Genomic DNA, 21,895 nt, shown 5'->3' with positions numbered 1-21,895 from the left:
CCCTCATGAAAGCAATCTTTTGTGGCCTATGCCTGATCATGGCTTCCATGCTCGTTTTTGGGCAGGAGAAAATTGAGGGTACCATCAGCAGCGACAAGCGGGCAATACCCTACGCGACAATTGTGATAGGCTATGCCAACAACAGCATCCAAACCGTCAGAAGCAATAGTATGGGTCAGTATACATTGAATCTTACAAAAGAACAGATGTCGAAAGTCCAATGGATAGAGGTCAGTCATATCTCGTACGAAAAAGCCCGGAAGGAATATAAAGATCTAAGCCGAAAAGTAGATTTTGAGCTGACCAAGAAATCGATCCAGCTGGCGGATGTCACCGTTAAGAGCAGACCGCATGCGGTACGCCGGGCAGGTGATACCACCCGTTATGCAGTCAGCAACTTTGCCGCCGCAGAAGACAGGAGCATCGGCGATGTGCTGCGCCGCATGCCCGGTATTGAGATAGACGACAATGGTGTCGTCAAACATAATGGCAGGACCGTCAACCGCATGTACGTGGATGGGGATAATATCTTCCAGAACGGCTATGGCGTAGGCACAAGGACGATACAGCCCAAAGCGGTAAAAGACGTGGAGCTGGTCCAAAATCACGAGCATAAAAAAGTCAAGCAGGGGGTGAGCAATTCTGAAGATGTAGCATTGAATCTGGTCTTGAATGAAGATGCTAAAATGATCTGGTCCGGTGAAGCAACCGCAGGTATTGCTGCCCCCATAAATGCTTTTGTCAACGCAAACGCAATGAGCTTTAAAAAGAAGTATAAAACATTAAACACGCTGCAATGTAATTCGATAGGTGAACGCAACAACAATGATGTGGAATCGATCGGCTCTTTCAACCTGACCGAACCTATTGCTGCAGCAATACCATCCGTACCGACCAATAAGTATTACAACAACAGATCCTTAGCATTCAATACAAATCAATTTTATAAATCCTCCGAACGGTGGAGCACCAGCTTTAACGGCAATTTATGGGCGGATCGGGAACGGCTTGCTGCTGATGGCATGCAAAAATATCTGCTGGCTGATGGAAATCAAGTGACCTACGCGAATTATTACAATACCACAAAAAAGCCCTTCTATGGACGTGGTAGCTTTACGCTGGAGGGTAACGACAATCGATTTTATCTAAAAAATATGATCGATTTTAAAGCCGAAAACCAAAATCATCACACCTGGTTGCTGGATGAGGAGCTGCGGTACGATCAATGGGGGCAGGATCGGCTGAATTATTTTTCTGAATCTTTGGAGTATACCCCTAAATTAAAAAACAAGGATCTCATGACCTTTAATCTGGATCTGGGACGCAAATGGCACAAAGACCGCCTGGAAGTAATGCCTGGCATAATGGCAAACTATTTAAATGACAATCAAGCCTATGATGCTGTGCAGCAAACGGTCGCATTGCCACAGACTAGTGCAAAGGCACAGGTGGCTTATACACGCAACAATACGCGCTTAAAACGTACTTACTTTGCCATTGCGCATTACTTGGCAAAAGAGCTCAACTCGGCATTAAACCTGGTCAAAGATGAAGCTGTATTTGCGAATGAAAATTTCCCGGACAATAATCTGCACTGGAAACAAAAGCAACTATCCAGTGGTGTCAAGCTCGACTGGAAAAACAAGAATTTTACCCTTTCGGGAGCCTTTCCGTTGACCTGGAATGTATGGGATATTGCAGATCGCCAAAATGGGTCAATGACCTCAACAAAGAGGATGTTGTTTACGCCATCGGCCTCCATGCAGGCTTACTTGCCCAACAGGGATTATTTCCTGTTATCGCTACGCTTTAATCAGGAAAATTCAGATCTCGACCAGCTTTACCCGAATCCAATATTGAGTAATTTTAGGGAAATTAAAAGTTTCGCTGCGCCATTGTATTTCACATCAAGTCAAGCATATACATTACGTTACAATATCGAACGACCAATAAGCTTATTTTACCTCAATGTAACTGCATCGCATCTAAAGACGAAAAATGATTACCTAATCGGTCAGGAGGTGACACAGCAGGGTATCGTCAGCAAGTTGCTCCCCTACGATAACCGCACGAGCAGTAATAACCTGGCTTTGGGTTTGTCCAAGTCTTTATTGAAAACGGCCATTTTTGCGGGATTGAACGCCGGTGTGAGCCAAAATAAATACAATCAATTGTTAAACGGTCAACTTGCCGCCGCCATAGGCACGACGGTGACGTTTAGCCCAAGGCTTGAGTATAAGGGTATTGCCAATACAACGCTGTCCTATCAATATAGTTACAGCAGGTTTCTCAATAAACTAAAAAGTGATAATCAACAAAACGCCAATCGATATACATCGCAGACACACAGCTTGAGCACGCTGTATGTTGTCGGTACATCCTTATTTATAAAGGCAAGCTGGAGCTACGGTAGCTATAGGAGCAGTGCACTAGACCCCATTGCCAATGGCTTTCTGGATGCCGCCATACGTTACAAACCATTGAAAAGTAAACATAGTGTGGGGCTGAATGTAAATAATATTTTCAATAAAAAATTATTTACAAGCTACAGTTTAAGTCCAAATTTGGAAAATCGTCAGGTCATTCCACTGCGCGGCTGCCAATCGGTATTGAAGTATAGTTTTCTGTTTTAGGGATACATGGAGAAACCTTGGTATGTCTGATTATTGGCTGTGGCATAGTTAAATCGGAGCGGCTAAATGGCCAGTTCCGATTTGAGCATATGCGTTGGATGAGCTTCGGTCGGCCTTGTCATTACTTTGCCACAGGAATCTCAGCGATATCGTAATAGATCGTTACCCCTCTTTCCTTCGCCAACCTTACATCTTCATCAGCGCCCTTGGATTCACCTGTGATACGTAGTACAGCATCACATTTTTCCAGCATACGATGGGCTACCGGATATTGAATTTCCTCCCATTGTTGGTCTCCGACTTTCGTCGATCCTGCCAGTTTTATTAAGGGAAGCGCCATCCATTCTCCTATAAAGGGAATGTGTCCTTTGCGAAAAATATCCAATGCAAAAGATTCAAGATTGTCCAGATTTCTTTTCATCAAGATCGGATCGTCGTTGGTGCCACCACGATAGGGGCCTGCAATTAAAATAAGCATAGTTTTGTACCGTTGTTAGTTGGGGCTAAGTAACAAAGTCATCGGCCGAAAAAAAATAAACTAGTTTAAGGTTTCTGACTTTTTTCGCTTAATCATACTTAAAAATTCAGCTGTTATGCCTAAATATGAAGCAATCTGTTTTTGCTTTACCTTATTTGCAACTTCTGGATATTTTTTTATAAATATATCGTAGCGCTCTTCCGCTGTCATCGAAAGATTTTGTACGACACGCAATTGCTCACGTATATACGCGTTCTGCATCAATATCCTGAAAAAACGTTCAAATTGTGGGACCGACCGATACAGCTGTTCCAAATCGTTTTTCTTTAATTGGTATATCATGCTGTCTTCGATTGTTTCTATCGTCAACATGGCCGGAAGCGTATTTACAAAGCAATACATATCGGTTACCCACCAATCTCTTACTGCAAACATAATTGTCGATTCTCGGCCCGAAACATCCAGATAAAATGCGCGTAATGCACCAGAATCAACAAAAAAAAACGAATCACACAACTGCCCCTGTGCAAGCACCTTAGTTTTTCGGGCGAGCTTCCTTTTCTTTAACAGCGCTAAAAACAGCTCGCGCTCGCTGTCATTGAGGGCAATATGTTTATAAATATTTTCCAAAAGTGAACGGTGTTCCATATGTTGTCAAGCTACAAATTTCTTTGGATTTCATACGCTTATCACCACAAATTTGGCAAAAAAAATAAATCGCCTGATGGAGCAGAGAGGCTTTAAACTCTGTCCTTAAGGAACTTAAAAAGATCATCCGGATTATTTAGTTTAAGTGAACATTCATTTTCTTTAAAAATGCAGCAATTAACCTGAACTGAAATTTTTCTAATTTGACTATTGTTTCAATAAAATATATTTTTTAGCTTTGATTTAATGTAACAGAGGTGTTACATTGTTCACGCGTTAGTTTTTCATGTGGCCACGTTGTAAGCTGACTTAAATTATGATAGATTAAAAAATAATAACGTATGGAATTTAGAAAAAAAATCCTATTTGGGTTGATCCTTTCCGCTTCGGCTACCATGGTAGCTTGCAACAAAAACACTGAAATCACCACAGCACAAGATTCTTCTGAACTAAAAGCGGTCGCATCGGCTGATATACCAGCTGGTTTTAAGGATGCGCATGTGTGTAAAGATGTCTATTTACCTGGTGGTACTGATCCTAGAGGTGCGGTCATCACGGCAAAAAAATGGACCAATGGAAGCGTCATTACCGTGCGCCTGTATGGTGGATCAACCAAAGTGCGCCAAAAAGTAATGCAATATGCCAATGAATGGTCCAAATATGCCAATATCACCTTTCGGTTTGTTACCAGTGGTAAGGCTCAGTTAAGAGTCACTTTTACTGAAGGTGCCGGATCGTACTCTTATATCGGGACCGACGCGCTACGAATTGCTTCCAATCAGGAGACAATGAATTTTGGCTGGTTTGATGATAATACCCCTGATACCGAATTTAGCCGAACAGTAATCCATGAATTTGGTCACGCACTGGGAATGACCCATGAACACCAGCATCCACTGGCGGCTATCCCTTGGGATAAAGACAAGGTCTATGCCTATTATGCGGGCTATCCAAATTATTGGACTCAAAGTGATGTCGATAATAATTTGTTTGCAAAATATTCAACGACTCAGACGCAATATAGCAGTTATGACAGTAGTTCAATCATGCATTATTCGATCAGTAGCCAGTTGACGACCAATGGTTTCAGTGTTGGAAATAATACGGTGCTATCTGCAACCGATAAGTCTTTTATCGCGCAGGTGTACCCCAAAAACTAACGATTAAATTTTAACTTCTTCCATACACCCCAGTGTATCCGGGGTGTATGGTATTTATTAGGCATGAAAATCTACATTACCCTTTTGTCTTTAAGCTTACTTTCAGGTGTGACCATCGCGCAGGAAAATACCACTAAGTTGACGATAATGCCTAGTATAGCCTGGAACCAGGAAAAATTGGACTGGAATATTGCAGGCGACGAAAATGGCAAAAATCCAAATGTACTTTCTGAACTCAAATGGCGAAAACTCAGGGGGCCAGAACTCGGAATATCATCCGTCGTCACACTATCTCCAGACTTTGAAGCAATGGTTTCGATTAGCCATTTTTACATTACCCAAGGTGTCGTAAATGACTCCGACTATGTAAGCGACAATAGAACGGAAAAAACTGCTGACTTTGACTTTAAAGCTGATCGGGGTCATGCAACCAGCGCCCGGGCTGAAATCTATTATAGCATCCGAAAGACTGAAAAGTTTAGCCTTGCAGCGCATACGGGATATTTTGGCCGTTATCAGACTTTGTATATGCTTGATGGCGAGCAACCCCTTGTCGTTGGCAAAGAATTGAAAAGTACTTATAAACCCAGATGGCATGGTATTATTCTGGGATTGAATACAGCTTATCATGTCGATCAATGGCATGTTTGGGTGGGGGTAAGTGGCCTCTATTTTCCCCGTTATTCGGCCAATGCCAATTGGAACCTGCAGGAGGAATTTAATCATCCGATCAGCTTTACTCATAAAGCTAAAGGGATGGGCTGGGAAGCAAACCTGCAATTGCAACGTCAGGTGGCTAAGGCAATTTACCCTTTTTTACAGGTGGGTTATACAGGACTCACAACCAGAACAGGAACAGACCAGCTGTTTAAAGCCGATGGTACGAACCTTACGACACAGCTGAATGATGTGAATTCTTCAAGTTTTCGTATTGGACTGGGGGCCAGAATCCAGTTTTGATGAGGATGGACAGTTGAAACATATAACTGATATTTCGATTGATAAAAGGTTCCTATGACTTGCTGTATTTGATCAATTTTTGTATCATTGGGGATATCTTAACCAATGCAGCATCTGAAGTTTTTTTTATCCGCCTGTCGCTACTTATTCCTTTTACTCGTATTAGGTCAGTCTTCTGCTTTTGCACAAGTGAATACCTATGCATTCAAAACCTTAACATCTGACCAGGGATTGGTTCATAATCACGTGAATTGTGCGCTCCGGGATAAATATAATTATCTTTGGTTTGGTACGGAATCTGGCCTGAGCCGATTTGATGGTGTACAATTTACGAATTTCCGTTATTCTGCCAGTAAGGGGACAGGTCTGAGCAGCAACGTCATTTCTGCTATTTTCGAGGGCCCTGAAGGTAATGTCTGGATCCGTACCGCCAATCAGATGAATGTATATGATCAGCGCTCGGGCACCATCGTTCAACAGCTTGACTCGATACTGGCCAACTTAAAATTACCCATTAAAGATGTATATACCATTCGGCAGATAGATGCTCAGACCTTTGCAATACTGTATAGCGATCGCTCGTTGGGCTTGTATGATAAACTAAAAAAGACCTATCGGCCGGTTCCCAGACTGACCGCCAGCAGTAGGATTACCGATGTCATCCCCAGCCAGGGACAAGCCATTTGGGTGATCTATGACAATGGCCTGCTCGGCCTTATTGATACCAAGTCATTACAAAGCATCCGGACTACCAGGCTGCCCTCAACAAATAAACCGGTAAATTTTAATCTATTTGCGGATAAAGATGGCGATCTATGGGTCTTCTCAAAAGATATTCCTATTGGTGTGTATTGGCTTGATGCAAATAACTGGTCTGTCAATCATCTCCAAAAAGAATTGTCAAACCCTTTTGTGGGCAATATCGTGCAGGACGATAAGGGGTCTATCTGGCTCGGTACTGATCATGGTGGAATAAACGTGTTTAATAAAAACAATCATTCTGTTGAGATCATCGGCAATGACCGGTATGACTTAAGAAGCCTTCCCTATAATAGTATAACTTCCTTGTACAAGGATAAATCGGGTATTATCTGGGCCGGCACCTACAAAGGCGGCATTAGCTATTATCATCCCAATCTGTTGCTGTTTTCATTAATTAAAAATTATCCCGGATTGCCCAAATCACTTCCCTTTGATGATGTCAATAAATTTGTCCAAGATCGTAAGGGTAACCTTTGGATCGGGACAAACGGAGGTGGGTTGCTTTATTATGATCGTGTGAAAAAGACTTTCAAACAGTACCTGCATGATGCGCATAATCCAAATAGCTTGAGCAGCAACGTCATTGTTTCACTATTCCTAGATACCGATGATATACTGTGGATAGGAACCTATCGCGGGGGGATGTGTCGATTCGATGGCAAAAATTTTAAAGTTTTTCATCGCGATCCGCGACCTGGAAAATTGAACGATGATAGCGTATGGGAAATCTTTGAAGATAGTTCGCATCGATTTTGGGTAGGGACACTGAGCAGTGGTCTATATCTATTCGATAAAAAAACGGAACGCTTTTCCAAAGCATATAACCAGCAGGGGCTCACGGTAAATCACAATTACATCTCGGTCTTGTTCGAGGATTCGAAAAAGCGGCTGTGGATCGGCACCGCCACAGGCTTAGCCGTACTGGAACCAGACGACAAGATTACCTACATCAGCACCACTAGCTCGCCAAAGAAACTTAGGAATGATCTTATTTATGACATAAAGGAGGATAAGCAAGGTCGTATCTGGGTAGCTACACAAGATGGACTACATATCATCGAAGGTGGGAAAATAACATACCTGACAACAAAGGATGGACTTAGCGACGATGCTATTCTGGCACTATTGGTCGATAATCAGGGAAATATCTGGGGCTCTAGTGTAAAGGGCTTGTCCGAAATTGTCGCTACTCGACAGGCACACAAGTTTATAATCCGCAATTTCACACAGGAATTGGGCCTGCAGAGTAATGTGTTTAATGAGAACGCGGCTTTAAAGATGGGGGATGGTAGACTTATTTTTGGTGGTCCCAAGGGATTCAATTTTATCGACCCGGCAAGAGTCAGGGGTGAGGGTGAACTGATTTTACCCGTGTTGTCCAATCTCTATTTATTCAACAAGCGAATAGCAGTAGGCGAAGAATTCTCGGGGCGTGTTATCTACAATCAATCGCTCAATAACCTAAAAGAGCTCAGCCTGCCGTACAACCTCAACGCCTTATCGCTGGAGCTGTCAACCTTTGATTATCTACAGCAACATAGTGGGCTGTACCAATATCAATTGGCAGGCCTAAGTGACGAATGGTTTGATTTTGAACCTGGAACAATGCGTACTAACTTTACCAATCTAGACTCACGGACTTATCGATTGTATATTCGGCGGGCCATCGACTCGAATAGCTGGTCTGAAGGTGTTCTCCTGCTAACGATTGATATACAACCTCCGTTTTGGCGTTCGAACTGGGCTTTTATCTTTTATGCCGGACTTGCATTGGCTGCTTTATGGGCATTTTCTTATTTGACAAAACTGCGCGCAAAGACACGCAACCAACTCTATCTCGCCAATGAGCAGGCGCTGCAGGCTAAAGAACTGGACGCATTGAAAACGCGCTTCTTTACGAATATAAGCCATGAATTTAGGACACCGATCAGTTTGATCCTGACCCCCACACAGCACTTACTGGAGGAGGAACAACATGAAGGTAAAAAAGCAGATCTCAACCTCATCAAGAAAAATGCCGATCGCCTACTGAAATTGGTGAATCAGTTACTGGATTTTAGAAAGTTGGAAAAAAGTGAGTTGGAACGGAGCGAGGAATATGGTGACCTGATGGGATTTATCCGTGAGCAGCTTGATGCATTTGTCGGGTTGGCACAGAGTAATCGGGTGCTGCTCCAGGTGCATATTGAGCCGGATTCCTGTACCACTTGGTTTGATAAGAATAAACTGGAGAGTATTATTTTCAATCTGGTCTCAAATGCAATCAAATTCAGCCCACTGGACGGGATTGTGGCATTTAAAGCTAAAATTGAGGCGACAGTGACGGCAAAACTGCTCACTATTGAAATCAGGAATATGGGTACGCCCATTCCCGAACCGCTTCAATCCCGCGTATTTGAACGCTACTTTCAGCTGGAAGTACCCAATGGTAAACTCAACCAGGGTACCGGTATTGGGCTTTCGATCGTCAAAGACTACGTGGAATTTTTGGGCGGGAATATTACCCTAGCGAGCAATCCGCAATGGACCACATTTTCTGTACAGTTGCCCGTACAGACCGTCAATGTAGCTACCGAGGCACATGACAATGCAAATCAGGGCCGGCCATGTATTCTAGTGCTCGAGGACGATGCTGATTTCATGCAGTATCTGGAGCGGACACTAGGTCTGGAATATACAATTGTTGCGGCACATACGGTCAGTGAAGCAAAATCACTCCTGGCCAGGCAGCAGATTGATCTGGTCTTGACCGATCTGAGCCTGCCTGGTGAAAGTGGATTGGATCTCTGTCGCTATCTAAAAGATCAGGTCAAGTATGCCCATATCCCGGTGCTTGTTGTGACTGCAGTAGTCAATCAGAAAACTGAATTGGAGGCACTGCAGGCTGGCGCCACCGACTACATCAATAAACCTTTTAATATCAATTTATTGCGATCTAAGCTGGCACAAATCCTCAGTCAGCAGCAAAAAATGGTAAAACGCTATAAAAAACAGATTAATGTCAACCTTGCGCAACCTGAAATAGCATCCGCGGATGAACAGTTTATCCGCACTCTTGTGAAGGAAATTGAACAGGACTTAAGCGACTCGTCGCTATCGGTCGAATTGCTTGCAAAACGAATGAATATCACACGGGTCGGACTCTATAAAAAAGTACTTGCGATCACAGGGTATTCTCCCATGGAATATATCCGGCATATCCGCCTCAAACGGGCCATGCACCTGGTACAAAATTCTAAATTATCCATGGCGGAAATTGCTTATGAAGTAGGATTCGGAAATCCGAAACAATTCAGCAAGTATTTTAAATCCGCATTTGGCAATTTACCTTCTTTTTACCGTAAGCAGCTTTAAAACAACGTAATAACTGTTATTTGATTCGATTTGGACTTTTTCAGGTTAACAAATTAGCCCCTAAATGTTAACAAATCATAACCATAAGACAACCGGTTGCATTCTATATTTGAAATGTTCTTTTGATAAAAAAGGACAATGAATAACCAAGGGAATACAGTAACCAATAAATCTTATTTAAATGCGCAACTTAACGTATGCTTTAAGCGGTTTGATGCTCGTCGCGATGATGCATCAGGGATTCGGGCAAGTCAACAAAGCTCATTATGAAAAAACATCAACCGGCATTAAAGTCAGCTTCAAAAATTCGGAAACTTCAATCGATCAGGATGTCTATCTGGACGTCGTAACGGACAAAATCGTTCGGGTGACGGCCGTTCCTGCAGGCGCCGCCTTTCCAAAGCAATCTAGCCTCGTAATCGTAGATTCGCTGCGTCGGCAAGTGAAGTCATTGACCGTAGGATCCACCGACTCGACGGTAAATGTAAAAACGGCCAATGTGCAGGCAATCGTCTCCCTCAAAAATGGTAAAGTGGAATTTTTTGACTTAAATGGCCTCCCCATTGTCCGTGAAGCGAAACGGAATTCAAGCTCCTTTACAGCGGATAGTTACAATGGCGATTCATTTTATCGCATCAATCAGGACTTTGTCGTAAATCCTGAAGAAGGAATCTACGGACTTGGACAACATCAGAATGCGGTCATGAACTATAACCGTGGCAAACAGGTCACCTTGTTGCAATACAATACCGAAATCGGCATCCCGTTTTTGATTTCCACCAATAATTATGGTTTACTATGGCACAACTATTCCATTACCCAGGCGGGCGACGTACGTCCCTTATTGCCGTTAAATGCATTTAAACTCTCATCAAAGGAAGGTCAGCAAGGTTGGCTCACTGCCTCTTATGTAAATCGTAACAATCCAGCCGAAGTCTATCTATCGCGGCCTGAATCCATTATCGATTATGGCTACCTGACGGATCAGCATAAGTTTCCAAAGGATGTGAAATTGGCGGATACGAAAGTAATCTACGAGGGAAGTATTGCATCTCCTTATGCGGGGAAGCATGTGCTGCACTTTAAATATTCGGGTTATATGAAGGTCTGGATAGACGGCGAATTGCTGGCCGACCGCTGGCGGCAGTCCTGGAATGCAGGTACTTTTGAGATTGAAAAGGAAATGGGAAAAGATCAGCCACACAAAATCCGCATGGAATGGATACCTGATGGGGGTGAATCTTATTTTACGTTAAATTGGCAAAGTCCAATTCCTGAAGCACGTAAAAACTTATTTTCATTTAATTCGGAAGCTGGGGATGCAATTGATTATTACTTTGTCAAGGGGTCTTCCATGGATGAGGTCATCGCTGGCTATCGACACTTATCAGGCAAGGCACCGATCATGCCGATTTGGAGCTTTGGCTTCTGGCAAAGCAGAGAACGCTATAAAACACAGGAAGAAATAGAACAGGTCGCCGCCGAATTCCGGAAGCGGAAAATTCCGATTGATAATATCGTTCAAGACTGGTCTTACTGGAAAGAAAATGACTGGGGAAGCCAAAAATTTGACCTGGATCGTTTTCCTGATCCTAAAGCCATGGTAAAGAAATTACATGATCAACACTTGAAAATCATGATTTCCGCCTGGCCAAAAATCAACGAAGAATCGTCGGTATACAGCGAATTTAAGGCCAACAAATGGATCTATCCACGCAATATTTATGATGGTCGCAAGGATTGGATCGGGAAGGGCTATACATCGACATTCTATGATCCTTTTAACCAAGGCGCAAGGGATGGATTCTGGAAATTATTGGACAACAACCTGTTTAAGATAGGTATCGATGCTTGGTGGATGGATGCAAGCGAACCGGATATCCATTCGAACATCGACCTGGATGAACGCAAATCTGTTTTTCAGCCCAGTATTGGTTCTTCGGTCCGCTATTATAATGCTTTTCCTTTGCAAAACGCAAAGGGTATCTACGAAGGGCAGCGTGCTACAGATCCCAACAAACGGGTTTTTATCCTCACCCGTTCATTTTTTGCGGGACAACAGCGGTATGCGGCGGCGGCCTGGAGCGGCGACATTGCCTCCAGATGGCACGACATGAAAGACCAGATTGCCGGTGGTATAAATTTTTCGATGTCGGGTACGCCATATTGGACGATGGACGCAGGTGGTTTTCTGGTTGAAAACAGATTCCATAAGCCCAATGCAGCTGACCTAGAAGAATGGCGTGAAATGAACAGCCGCTGGTACCAATACGGTTCATTCTTGCCCTTGTTCAGGGCACATGGGCAATTCCCATACCGGGAACCGTTTCAGATTGCCCCTGCGGGACACCCTGCATATAACAGCATGATTTACGCAATCAATCTGCGCTATAAATTGCTTGCTTACAATTACAGCCTGGCTGCAAAAACATTTTTTGAAGATTATTCGATGATCCGGGCACTGGCAATGGATTTTCCACAGGATAAAGATGGATTTGACATCAATGACCAATATCTCTGGGGACCTTCTTTATTGGTAAATCCGGTCACGGAAAAAGGCGCGACTTCGCGGAAAATCCACTTTCCGAAAGGAGCAGACTGGTACGATCTATACAGCGGCCGTAAGGTGGTGGGCGGGCAGAACTTGTCTATTTCAACACCCTACGAACGTATTCCGGTATATGTCAAAGCTGGAGCTATATTGCCCATAGGCCCTGTCATGCAATATACAACCGAGAAAAAGCAGGATGTATTGGATCTGTATGTCTATGATGGTGCTGATGGTCAGTTTTCATTGTATGAAGATGAGGGTAACAATTATAATTATGAGAAAGGTAAGTATAGCAAGATCGACTTCAATTATGACCACAACACAAAAACGTTGTCCGTGGCCAATCGTAAAGGTGAATTTGAGGGTATGCTGTCCCAAAGAAAGTTCAACGTCGTTTTTGTCAATGACAAAAATACCGTTGGGGTAGATAGTGTAAAGAAAAAAACAACGGTGATCTCCTATAGTGGAAAAGCCTTACAAGTTAAATTAAAATAAGTAACAACCAATTTTTAAATCAAATCATATGATAAGCAAACAATTGTTGAGCAGGGGCGTGGCCGTCGTGGTCATGACCAGCGTGACCTCATTGGTCTGGGCACAGTCCTTTACAGGATCGGTTGTTTCGGCTGATTCCGGCTTGCCGATCGGGGGGGCGAGTATCAAAGTAAAGAATCAGAAGACTGCAACAAGCAGCGACGAATCGGGGAAGTTTTCATTGGCCGCTGCCAAAGGCACGGTCCTGACGGTATCCTATGTGGGTTATCGAACGGAGGAAATTACGGTGACTGGTCCCAACATGACGATTCGCCTTCAGCCCAGTGCTTCGGATCTTGAAGAAGTAGTGGTAATCGGTTATGGTGTACAAAAGAAAAAGTTAAATACAGGTGCAAACCTGAAGGTCGAGGGCGAAGAACTTCAAAAACGGAATCAATTGAACCCTTTGCAGTCCTTGCAGGGACAAGCTCCGGGGGTATCCATCACTTCGACATCGGGCCAACCGGGAGCGGATATGAAGGTGGTCGTCCGTGGATTGGGGACGATAGGCAATTCGGGGCCACTGTATGTTATTGACGGGGTACCCGGCGGTGATATTTCGGTCTTGAATGCGGCCGATATCCAGTCCATAGATGTATTGAAAGATGCCGCTTCTGCCGCGATCTATGGCTCTCAAGCCGCCAATGGTGTTGTCCTGGTGACGACAAAGATGGGGGCTGCGGGTAAAAGTGTGCTCTCTTTTGATGGCTATACGGGTATACAGAATGTATCGCGCAAAGCTAAGTTGCTGGATGCCAACCAATATAAGGCCATCATGAACGAGCAATCGCTGAACTCTGGAGCTTCGATGATTGATTTTGATAAGATGGAAGGCCTGGCAAATACCAATTGGATGGATTATATGTTCAAGGACAATGCAAAAATGGATAACTACAATGTTGCACTGACCGGCGGATCAGAAAAGTCTACCTATGCCTTGTCAATGAATTATATTGGTCAAGAAGGGATCGTGGGCGGTAAAGATGTGTCCAATTACCAACGTTATGGTTTCAGAACAAATTCGGAACATAAGCTCTTCGACAATTTTGTAAAAATCGGTCAGCACCTCAATTTTAACTACATTAAAAATCGTGGTATCGGTGTCGGCAATCAATACAACAATACATTGCGTGGGGCTTTTGCTACTTCGCCCTTATCGCCGGTCTACTCTGACAATGGCTTATATGGTAGCCCGTTTAACGATACCTCAAACTCGCCTTGGTACAATGGCGATAGCAATCCCTATGGGGTCATGATGACCAACTCGAACAACAACAATGATGGCCAAAAACTACTTGCGGATGTCTTCGCAGAGGTAGAACCGATCAAAGGCTTGAAAGTACGCTCGCTATTGGGATTCAATTATTATGCATCCGAATACAGGAGTTTTACACCGATGTATCGTTTCTCGATCTATACCTACAATCAGGACCATACCACGACTTCACAGAACATGAGTAAAGGCCATACCTTGACCTGGACGAATACAGCTTCCTATGATTTTGATCTCAATACAGATCATCGTTTCTCGGCGATGGTGGGGATGGAATCATTGCGGTATCAAGGCACTTATCTATCAGGATCTAACTGGAACCTACTTTCTCAATTCAATGATTTTGCACATGCTTATTTGGACAATACCACCGGGCAGGCGCACTTGGACGAAAAAGGAAATGTAGTGGAGACGCGGACAGTCTCCGGAAGACCGGAAAACGTCACACGGAGGGTCTCTTATTTCGGAAGATTGGGTTACAACTATAAAGAAAAATATCTGCTGAATGCGACCTTGCGGGCAGATGCATCTTCTAAATTCTCACGCAACAATCGCTGGGGATATTTTCCATCGGTCTCAGCAGGTTGGGTATTATCGTCGGAAGAATTCTTTAAAGAGAACTTAGCGGGAATCAACTTCTTTAAACTGCGGGCATCATGGGGCCAGGTGGGCAACCAGGATATAGCCGATTTTCAGTATGCTGCACCGATCAGCACCTCAACAGGTATCACCTCGTCCAATCCAGGTGCACATTATGTATTTGGAACCAGCAATAACAATATTGCAGGTGCGTATCCAAGCCGCCTGTCAAATCCAAATTTAACGTGGGAAACTTCAGAACAGACAAACATCGGATTTGATGCCAAGTTTGCAAACAACCGTCTGGATGTTGTCGCTGACTTTTATGTCAAAAAGACAAAGGACTGGCTGGTAACCGCTCCGGTGTTGGCAACCACCGGAACGCTGCCTCCGTTTATAAATGGCGGCGATGTGAAAAATACAGGGGTTGAGCTAGCATTCAATTGGGCCGATAAGGTAAATGACTTCAAATACCGCCTGGGTGTAAATGGGGCTTACAACAAAAATAAGGTCGGTAAGATCCCTACGGAAGATGGCATTATCCACGGCCAGACAGCGATGTTATACGATAATTCGGAGGAATTTTACCGCGCAGCCAACGGATTGCCAATTGGCTACTTCTGGGGCTATAAGACCGATGGATTATTCCAGAACCAGGCAGAAATCGATGCCTGGAAAACTGCAGGCAAAGGTGTGCTGCAAGCGGATGTAAAGCCGGGAGACGTAAAGTACGTGGACCAAAATGGCGATGGAATCATCAATGCTTCTGACAAGACAAACCTGGGCGTGGGCATGCCTGATTTTACTTATGGATTTAACGTCGGCTTCGACTATAAAGGATTTGATTTCTCGGTCAATGCCTATGGATCGTTAGGAAACAAAATTGTGCAGTCTTATCGTAATCATACCAATAAGCAGGCAAATTATACAACACGCATATTGGACAGATGGACTGGCGAGGGCACGTCCAATACGATTCCGCGCGTGACCGAGACAAACGTCAATTGGCAGTTTTCAGATCTATATATTCAGGATGGCGATTTTCTTCGGATTAGCAACGTCACACTGGGTTATGACCTTTCTAAGCTGATCAAGTGGAAATACGCGAATCAGATCCGTTTTTACGTGCAGGGGCAAAACCTATTCACCTTTACCAAATATGATGGTATGGATCCCGAGATCGGCTACGGAACGGATGGTTGGGTGTCGGGCATTGACCTGGGCTATTACCCTCGACCACGGACGGTGTTATTTGGTTTAAATGTTAAATTCTAAAATCAGGAAATCATGAAAAAAACGAGTTATATCTATCATTCAATGCTCCTTGGATCCTTGGTATTGGGATCATGTTCATCCAGTTTTCTGGATGTCGAACCGATGACAAGCGTCTTGGAAAACAATTTTTATAAAACAGTGGCTGATGCTGATATGGCTTTAGTCGGTTGTTACGACGGTTATCAGCGGACTACGTCCAACGGCAACCAGTCCTTCTATATCACCTCAGAGCTTGCGGCAGATAATTGTTTTGGCGGTGGCGGTACCACAGATGGCCGTGGATTCCAGGCAATTGACCGCTTTGATATTGCCCAGTCACAATCGGACAATAATATCTTTGATGGAACCTGGTCGGACTACTATGCGGGTATTTTTAGGTGTAATACGCTATTGGGGAAATTAGATGGTACTGATTTTTCTAGCAATGCAGCGGCTCGCGCCCGAATAGAGGGTGAAACGAGATTCCTACGGGCGCTAATGTACTTTGATCTGGTACGCCTTTTTGAAAATATTCCCCTATTGACTAGCCCTACGAGCGAGAATATTCCGCAATCAGATCCAAAAGAGATCTATAAGCTGATTGTTTCGGATCTCAAATTTGCAGCGGGCAGCATTCCGGCAGATGCTTACCCGAAATCGAATGCAGCGGCCAATGACGGACGGGCGACTCCCTTTGCAGCGAAGGCTTTATTGGCCCGGGTCTATTTATTTTACGCTGGTTATTATGGAGCTGAGGATATCGGCGCATCCAAGGCTGAAGCACTAGCCGGATTAGAAGAGATCATTAACAGTGGGCAGTTTGCGCTGGTAGCTGATTTTAAGAATCTATGGCCTGCAGCAAGTTATATTCCAAATGCAAGCAACAATACCTTGGATATATCCAAATATGCCGGGAAGGGAAATTCGGAAGTGGTATTTGCACAGAAATTCAATAATACATCCAATTACAGTGGTTATGTCGACGGGAATCGCTGGGTGGTATTTTTGGGCCTACGCGGCAAGAACTGGTCTCCGTATGGCCAGGGATGGGGTGCATGTACAGTAAGCAAAAATTTCTTCAACGAGTTTGCGAATAATGACACCCGCAAGTCTGCTTCGATCATTGATATCGATGGTGAAAAGATAACAGGCTTTGACCTGAAAGATCAACGTGAGTATACGGGGTATACAGTGAAAAAATATGCGCCAACGGCATTACCGGATGGGACCACCAATACAGGTGGCGACAAAGATATGCAACTATCTCAAGATCAAGACTATTTTGTCATTCGTTATGCTGATGTTTTGTTAATGGCTGCCGAATTAGGATCGCCTAATGCGCAGAAATACTTTGATGAGGTGCGCAAGCGGGCTTACAAAACCAATTTCGTCACAGTACCTGTTTCAAAAAATGCCATCCTAAAGGAGCGAAAATTTGAATTTGCATTTGAGGGTATCCGCTATTGGGATGTGCTGCGCCAAGGCTTAAATAATGCTGCTGCAACATTGGAAACATCCGAAGATGTATTGAGTGGTTCGGTACCAGAAAAGGTCGTTATCACGAAAGATAGATTTTTGACCACACGCGGGTTGATGCAGATACCGAACAAGCAGATCACCCTATCCAATGGTGTGCTGAAACAAAATGCCGGTTGGAATTAGCGAAAGGCGTGCTTAAACGCAATGTTGGTTAACTATAAAATTTATACAAATGAAAAAGATCATAACATATGTCGTCTGCCTTTTTTCGCTGATGGCACTATTTGGCGCTTGCTCTCCTGAGAAATATGAGCTGGGAGAAATTGATGTCACCCCGGCACAACTGGAGAAAGGAAAATCGTATACTATCGAGCATGATGCCAATAATCCGAATATTGTCTATTTAACAAGTCTGATAGATCCCAAATATACACCTTTGTGGGATCACCCGCAGGGAAGGAGCCAGGATCGAAAGGTAACTTTGAAGATGCCATTTCCTGGGGAATATTCGGTAAGATTTGGTGTTGAAACTCGTGGTGGCATTGTTTACGGTGAGCCGGTGACCTTTAAAATCGACCAGATGTATGCCGATTTTATCAGCGACGAGACTTGGACATTGCTGACTGGCGGCGCAGGTGAAGAGAAAACCTGGTACCTCGACCTCGATGCCGACGGTGTATCTCGTTATTTTAAAGGGCCGCTGTATTTTTATGGAACCGGCGATTGGTGGGGCACCATCAATAAAACAGGCGAGCCATTAAACAGCGATAGCTGGAGCTGGGAACCGGACTGGAAAGGGAATAGTTGGCTCATGCCCGCGGGAGATTATGGAAGCATGACTTTTGACCTGAAAGGTAGTGCCAATGTCAATGTCAACCATGCAATGCTAGGCAAAATACAAAAAGGTGTTTTCAATATAGATACTGAAAAGAAAACCATGCGCCTCACCGGTGCCTCGCCCTTACACGGCAAGCCACAAGATGGTATTGTGGTCGACTGGGGCGATGTCCGTATTATGTCACTGACGGAGAACACCATGCAGTTAGCGGTATTAAGGGATCCTGTTCTTTCCAAAGACAGTGCTGCTATGTTGACCTTTAATTTTATTAGCAAGGCGTACAAGGAGAGCTTGGAGGAAAATGCATCGGATTCCAATAAGGCTAAATAACGCGCTTCCAATGAATTTAACATTCTATAACAAAATACTGGGCATCCTGTCTATTTTACTCCTAATATCAGGGTCTTTAGCAGGACAATCCCGGCAAGTAGTCAATTTTAATGTAGGATGGTGGTTTAAATTGGATAGCAGCCAGCACCACGCCAACGGCAGAAACGGCGCGGGCTGGCGCTTCCTTGACCTGCCACATGACTGGAGCATAGAAATGCCTTTCAAGGAGCATAGCCCCGCCGGTAGCGGGGCTGCTTACTTGGACGGGGGTGTCGGCTGGTACGAAAAATCTTTTGTGCTCGCTGAGACTGATCGAACTCAACGTATATTTATCGCGTTTGAAGGGGTCTATGAAAATAGCGAAGTATGGATCAATGGCCACTTCCTGGGGAAAAGACCAAATGGTTATATCGGATTTGAATATGAACTTTCGCCCTACCTATTTTGGGATGGACGGCAAAATAGGCTCTCGGTTAAAGTCAATAACAATAAACAGCCTAACTCGCGTTTCTATTCGGGTTCGGGAATATATCGGGATGTACAACTGCTGATCCGTAACCCGATCAGTATAGCGACCAACAGTACGTATATAAAACCGATTCAGTTGAACGATAAAAATGCGATCGTCAATCTGTCTCTGGATATAGAACATCAACGGAAAGAGAGCAAAACAATAAGCGTGCGAACGCAATTATTATCGCCCAAAGGCCAAGTTGTCGCAAGTCAACAGACCGTTCTGAAAGCGCTTAAAAAGGGTATTCATCCGATTAACCAACAAATCACGATTGACAATCCAGTTTTATGGGATATTGACAATCCGGCTCAATATAAGGCAAGGGTGCAAATCGTAGCAGAAGGCAGGATAGTGGACGAATTGGAAACCAAATTTGGCCTGCGCAATTTTAGCTTCGATCAACAGCAGGGATTTATACTGAATGGTAAAAGGCTCAAAATCCGCGGCGTATGCCTTCATAGTGATCTTGGCGCTTTAGGTATGGCCTTTAACCGATCTGCAGCGTTACGGCAACTGCGCACAATGAAAGCTATGGGTGTCAATGGAATACGTACTTCCCATAACCCGGCAGCTCCTGCATTCTTGGACCTCTGTGACAGCCTGGGTTTTATTGTAATGAGTGAAACCTTTGACGTCTGGAAAGGACAAAAGAATCCTTTTGATTATCACTTATATTGGGATCAATGGTATAAGCGGGATTTTGCCGATCATGTCAAACGGGATCGGAATCATCCAGCATTGTTTATTTGGTGTCTGGGCAATGAAGCACAGGAGCAATGGCATTCAAAATCGGATGGAACAGCTATCCCGCTGGCATTGGCCGCTATCGTGGATAGCTTGGATGGTACACGGCCGACCACCATTGCCAACAATGAGCTATCCAAAAACAACCCTGTACTCATGAGTACGGCAGTGGATTTGGTGGGCTACAATTACAACCACAAGAAATGGGCAAGCTTTCCACAGGATCATCCGGGAAAGAAATTTATCGTGACCGAAAGCACCTCGGCACTGGAAAGCCGCGGACAATATGATTTAGTTCCTTACGATTCGGTCCGCATGTGGCCCGAAAGATGGGATATCCCATTCAACGGAGGCAATAGCGATAAAGGTATTTCGGCTTACGATAACGTATACACCCCGTGGGGTTCGGACCATCAAACCAGTTTGCGGCTCATGGAGCAATATGACCATATCGCCGGTATGTATGTATGGACTGGCTTTGATTACTTGGGCGAACCCACGCCTTACACCTGGCCTGCACGAAGCTCGTATTTTGGGATTGTGGACTTAGCTGGGTTCCCAAAGGACGTATACTATCTGTATCAGAGCGTCTGGACCGAAAAACCGGTCTTGCATCTGCTACCGCACTGGAACTGGAAGCAAGATGATAAGGTCGACGTGGTGGTCTATTTTAATCAGGCTGACCGTGTAGAACTATATCGCAATGGCAGAAAGATCGGCGAACAAACCAAGGATCCACAGCGCTATGACCTCGTTTTCAAAGCTGTTGATTTTGAACCCGGGACGCTTGAAGTGATCTCGTATCGGGGTGGAGAGAGGGTGCTGAGCAAAACGGTCCATACGGCAGCAAAACCTTATCGCGTGAAACTTGTCACTGAATATCCTACCATAAATACGGCAAACAAGGAGCTGGCTTTCGTACATGCCTATATCGTAGATGACTCGGATACGCTCGTTCCAGATGCTGCGCACGAAATCGAGTTTACCGTTGAGGGAGAAGGTGCTGCAATAGTCGCCACAGACAATGGAAATACAACTGATCTGCACCGTTTTCAATCCAGGTCAAGAAGGGCATTTCATGGCAAAGCGCTGGCAATTGTCGCAAGTAAAAATAAAGGTAAATTAGTCGTATCAGCAAAAAGTCAAGGACTTATAGCTGATAAAATTCAAATTGAGGCGAAGTAGGCAATGAAATGTTCGAATGCTGTCCAGATCGGTTTTAATCTTTTGCTTATTACGGATCACGACACATTCGAGCACTTTGCTTTGATTAATATGTTCAGGCACTGGCTGCACCTATAAGTCCGGCCGTTTTACATCGCCTTTTTTTGATGCAATGGGTGGTTATCTTTTGTATTCAATATGGCTTCTATTTTGGCTTTTCTGTGTTGTCACCATCTTCGATTTGTTCAAAATATTCCCGCGCTTTTTTGAGCCCGGTAGCGATGGCGATACCCTCCTCAACACCTTCTTCGAGCATAGCGTTCGCTATTTCGGTCGCTTTATCGCGAATTTTAATTGGTTGATTTTTATAAGATGCTGGGTAATTTCCGTTGTACCAAGGCATATTTCCTCCTTTTTGTGGAGAACAGTTGCAACAAGGGAATGGTTTGATCAAGAAAAATCGAACGGATTGTAAAGCAAGGTTGCAAATTGTAAATCAATAGGCAATAGAACCTATAATGAGGTTATTTTTGAAAACAGTTTGGATCGTGTTATAACAGCATTGACAGCAGACAGGAAGCGCAGGACGTCATCAAACTGTATCCAGAGGACTGGTACGAATTTCATAAAGAAGAAACCT

Annotated in this window: 12 protein-coding genes; 9 read left to right on the top strand and 3 right to left on the bottom strand. The window is 44.1% G+C overall.

The window, feature by feature from the left end; translation table 11 throughout:
* Nucleotides 1-5: 5 nt before the first annotated feature.
* Nucleotides 6-2,633 (top strand): hypothetical protein, encoded by a 2,628-nt coding sequence (locus tag B4A24_RS06635; protein ID WP_293943740.1) that lies wholly within the window; start codon nt 6-8, stop codon nt 2,631-2,633.
* Nucleotides 2,634-2,754: 121 nt separating this feature from the next.
* Here the strand turns inward: B4A24_RS06635 and B4A24_RS06630 are convergent, their stop codons facing one another.
* Nucleotides 2,755-3,111: a DUF4406 domain-containing protein gene (locus B4A24_RS06630; RefSeq protein WP_293943738.1), complete on the bottom strand. Its 357-nt coding sequence runs from the start codon at nt 3,109-3,111 to the stop codon at nt 2,755-2,757.
* A 60-nt stretch (nt 3,112-3,171) separates the two neighbouring features.
* A complete protein-coding gene (locus B4A24_RS06625; RefSeq protein WP_293943736.1) occupies nt 3,172-3,759 on the bottom strand; it encodes a Crp/Fnr family transcriptional regulator in 588 nt (195 codons plus the stop codon).
* A 341-nt stretch (nt 3,760-4,100) separates the two neighbouring features.
* On the opposite strand from B4A24_RS06625, the gene B4A24_RS06620 reads away from it, so the two are divergent.
* The 8 genes from B4A24_RS06620 (at nt 4,101) to B4A24_RS06585 (ending at nt 21,276) form a co-directional block, all read left to right on the top strand.
* On the top strand, nt 4,101-4,919 hold the full coding sequence (locus tag B4A24_RS06620; protein WP_293943734.1) for a M12 family metallopeptidase: 819 nt from the start codon (nt 4,101-4,103) through the stop codon (nt 4,917-4,919).
* A 63-nt stretch (nt 4,920-4,982) separates the two neighbouring features.
* Nucleotides 4,983-5,879: a hypothetical protein gene (locus B4A24_RS06615; protein ID WP_293943732.1), complete on the top strand. Its 897-nt coding sequence runs from the start codon at nt 4,983-4,985 to the stop codon at nt 5,877-5,879.
* 105 nt (nt 5,880-5,984) lie between these two features.
* A complete protein-coding gene (locus B4A24_RS06610) occupies nt 5,985-9,995 on the top strand; it encodes a two-component regulator propeller domain-containing protein (protein ID WP_293943730.1) in 4,011 nt (1,336 codons plus the stop codon).
* A 181-nt stretch (nt 9,996-10,176) separates the two neighbouring features.
* The gene (locus B4A24_RS06605) at nt 10,177-13,041 is read left to right on the top strand and encodes a TIM-barrel domain-containing protein (protein ID WP_293943728.1); all 2,865 of its coding nucleotides are present in this window, start codon (nt 10,177-10,179) and stop codon (nt 13,039-13,041) included.
* Nucleotides 13,042-13,069: 28 nt separating this feature from the next.
* Complete coding sequence (locus tag B4A24_RS06600; protein ID WP_293943726.1) at nt 13,070-16,207, top strand: SusC/RagA family TonB-linked outer membrane protein; 3,138 nt, start codon at nt 13,070-13,072, stop codon at nt 16,205-16,207.
* Between the two features lie 12 nt (nt 16,208-16,219).
* Nucleotides 16,220-17,848, top strand: coding sequence for a RagB/SusD family nutrient uptake outer membrane protein (locus tag B4A24_RS06595; RefSeq protein ID WP_293943725.1), 1,629 nt, complete (start codon nt 16,220-16,222; stop codon nt 17,846-17,848).
* A 49-nt stretch (nt 17,849-17,897) separates the two neighbouring features.
* Entirely contained in the window at nt 17,898-18,833 is a 936-nt protein-coding gene (locus tag B4A24_RS06590) for a hypothetical protein (protein ID WP_293943723.1), read from the top strand.
* A 10-nt stretch (nt 18,834-18,843) separates the two neighbouring features.
* On the top strand, nt 18,844-21,276 hold the full coding sequence (locus B4A24_RS06585; RefSeq protein WP_293943721.1) for a glycoside hydrolase family 2 TIM barrel-domain containing protein: 2,433 nt from the start codon (nt 18,844-18,846) through the stop codon (nt 21,274-21,276).
* A gap of 184 nt (nt 21,277-21,460) precedes the next feature.
* Here the strand turns inward: B4A24_RS06585 and B4A24_RS06580 are convergent, their stop codons facing one another.
* The gene (locus B4A24_RS06580; RefSeq protein WP_293943719.1) at nt 21,461-21,658 is read right to left on the bottom strand and encodes a hypothetical protein; all 198 of its coding nucleotides are present in this window, start codon (nt 21,656-21,658) and stop codon (nt 21,461-21,463) included.
* Between the last annotated feature and the right edge of the window lie 237 nt (nt 21,659-21,895).

This window comes from Sphingobacterium sp. UBA7249 (assembly GCF_002472835.1).
Lineage (GTDB): Bacteria > Bacteroidota > Bacteroidia > Sphingobacteriales > Sphingobacteriaceae > Sphingobacterium > Sphingobacterium prati.
Note: the sequence above shows the minus strand (reverse complement) of the source record. Positions and strands in the feature narration are given on the sequence as shown.

What these genes read in the sequence shown, in the direction of transcription:
- B4A24_RS06600 (WP_293943726.1), top strand. Translation starts at nt 13,070, where the DNA reads ATGATAAGCAAACAATTGTTGAGCAGGGGCGTGGCCGTCGTGGTCATG.
- B4A24_RS06580 (WP_293943719.1), bottom strand. Translation starts at nt 21,658, where the DNA reads ATGCCTTGGTACAACGGAAATTACCCAGCATCTTATAAAAATCAACCA.
- B4A24_RS06610 (WP_293943730.1), top strand. Translation starts at nt 5,985, where the DNA reads ATGCAGCATCTGAAGTTTTTTTTATCCGCCTGTCGCTACTTATTCCTT.
- B4A24_RS06635 (WP_293943740.1), top strand. Translation starts at nt 6, where the DNA reads ATGAAAGCAATCTTTTGTGGCCTATGCCTGATCATGGCTTCCATGCTC.
- B4A24_RS06615 (WP_293943732.1), top strand. Translation starts at nt 4,983, where the DNA reads ATGAAAATCTACATTACCCTTTTGTCTTTAAGCTTACTTTCAGGTGTG.
- B4A24_RS06630 (WP_293943738.1), bottom strand. Translation starts at nt 3,111, where the DNA reads ATGCTTATTTTAATTGCAGGCCCCTATCGTGGTGGCACCAACGACGAT.
- B4A24_RS06625 (WP_293943736.1), bottom strand. Translation starts at nt 3,759, where the DNA reads ATGGAACACCGTTCACTTTTGGAAAATATTTATAAACATATTGCCCTC.
- B4A24_RS06585 (WP_293943721.1), top strand. Translation starts at nt 18,844, where the DNA reads ATGAATTTAACATTCTATAACAAAATACTGGGCATCCTGTCTATTTTA.
- B4A24_RS06620 (WP_293943734.1), top strand. Translation starts at nt 4,101, where the DNA reads ATGGAATTTAGAAAAAAAATCCTATTTGGGTTGATCCTTTCCGCTTCG.
- B4A24_RS06605 (WP_293943728.1), top strand. Translation starts at nt 10,177, where the DNA reads ATGCGCAACTTAACGTATGCTTTAAGCGGTTTGATGCTCGTCGCGATG.
- B4A24_RS06590 (WP_293943723.1), top strand. Translation starts at nt 17,898, where the DNA reads ATGAAAAAGATCATAACATATGTCGTCTGCCTTTTTTCGCTGATGGCA.
- B4A24_RS06595 (WP_293943725.1), top strand. Translation starts at nt 16,220, where the DNA reads ATGAAAAAAACGAGTTATATCTATCATTCAATGCTCCTTGGATCCTTG.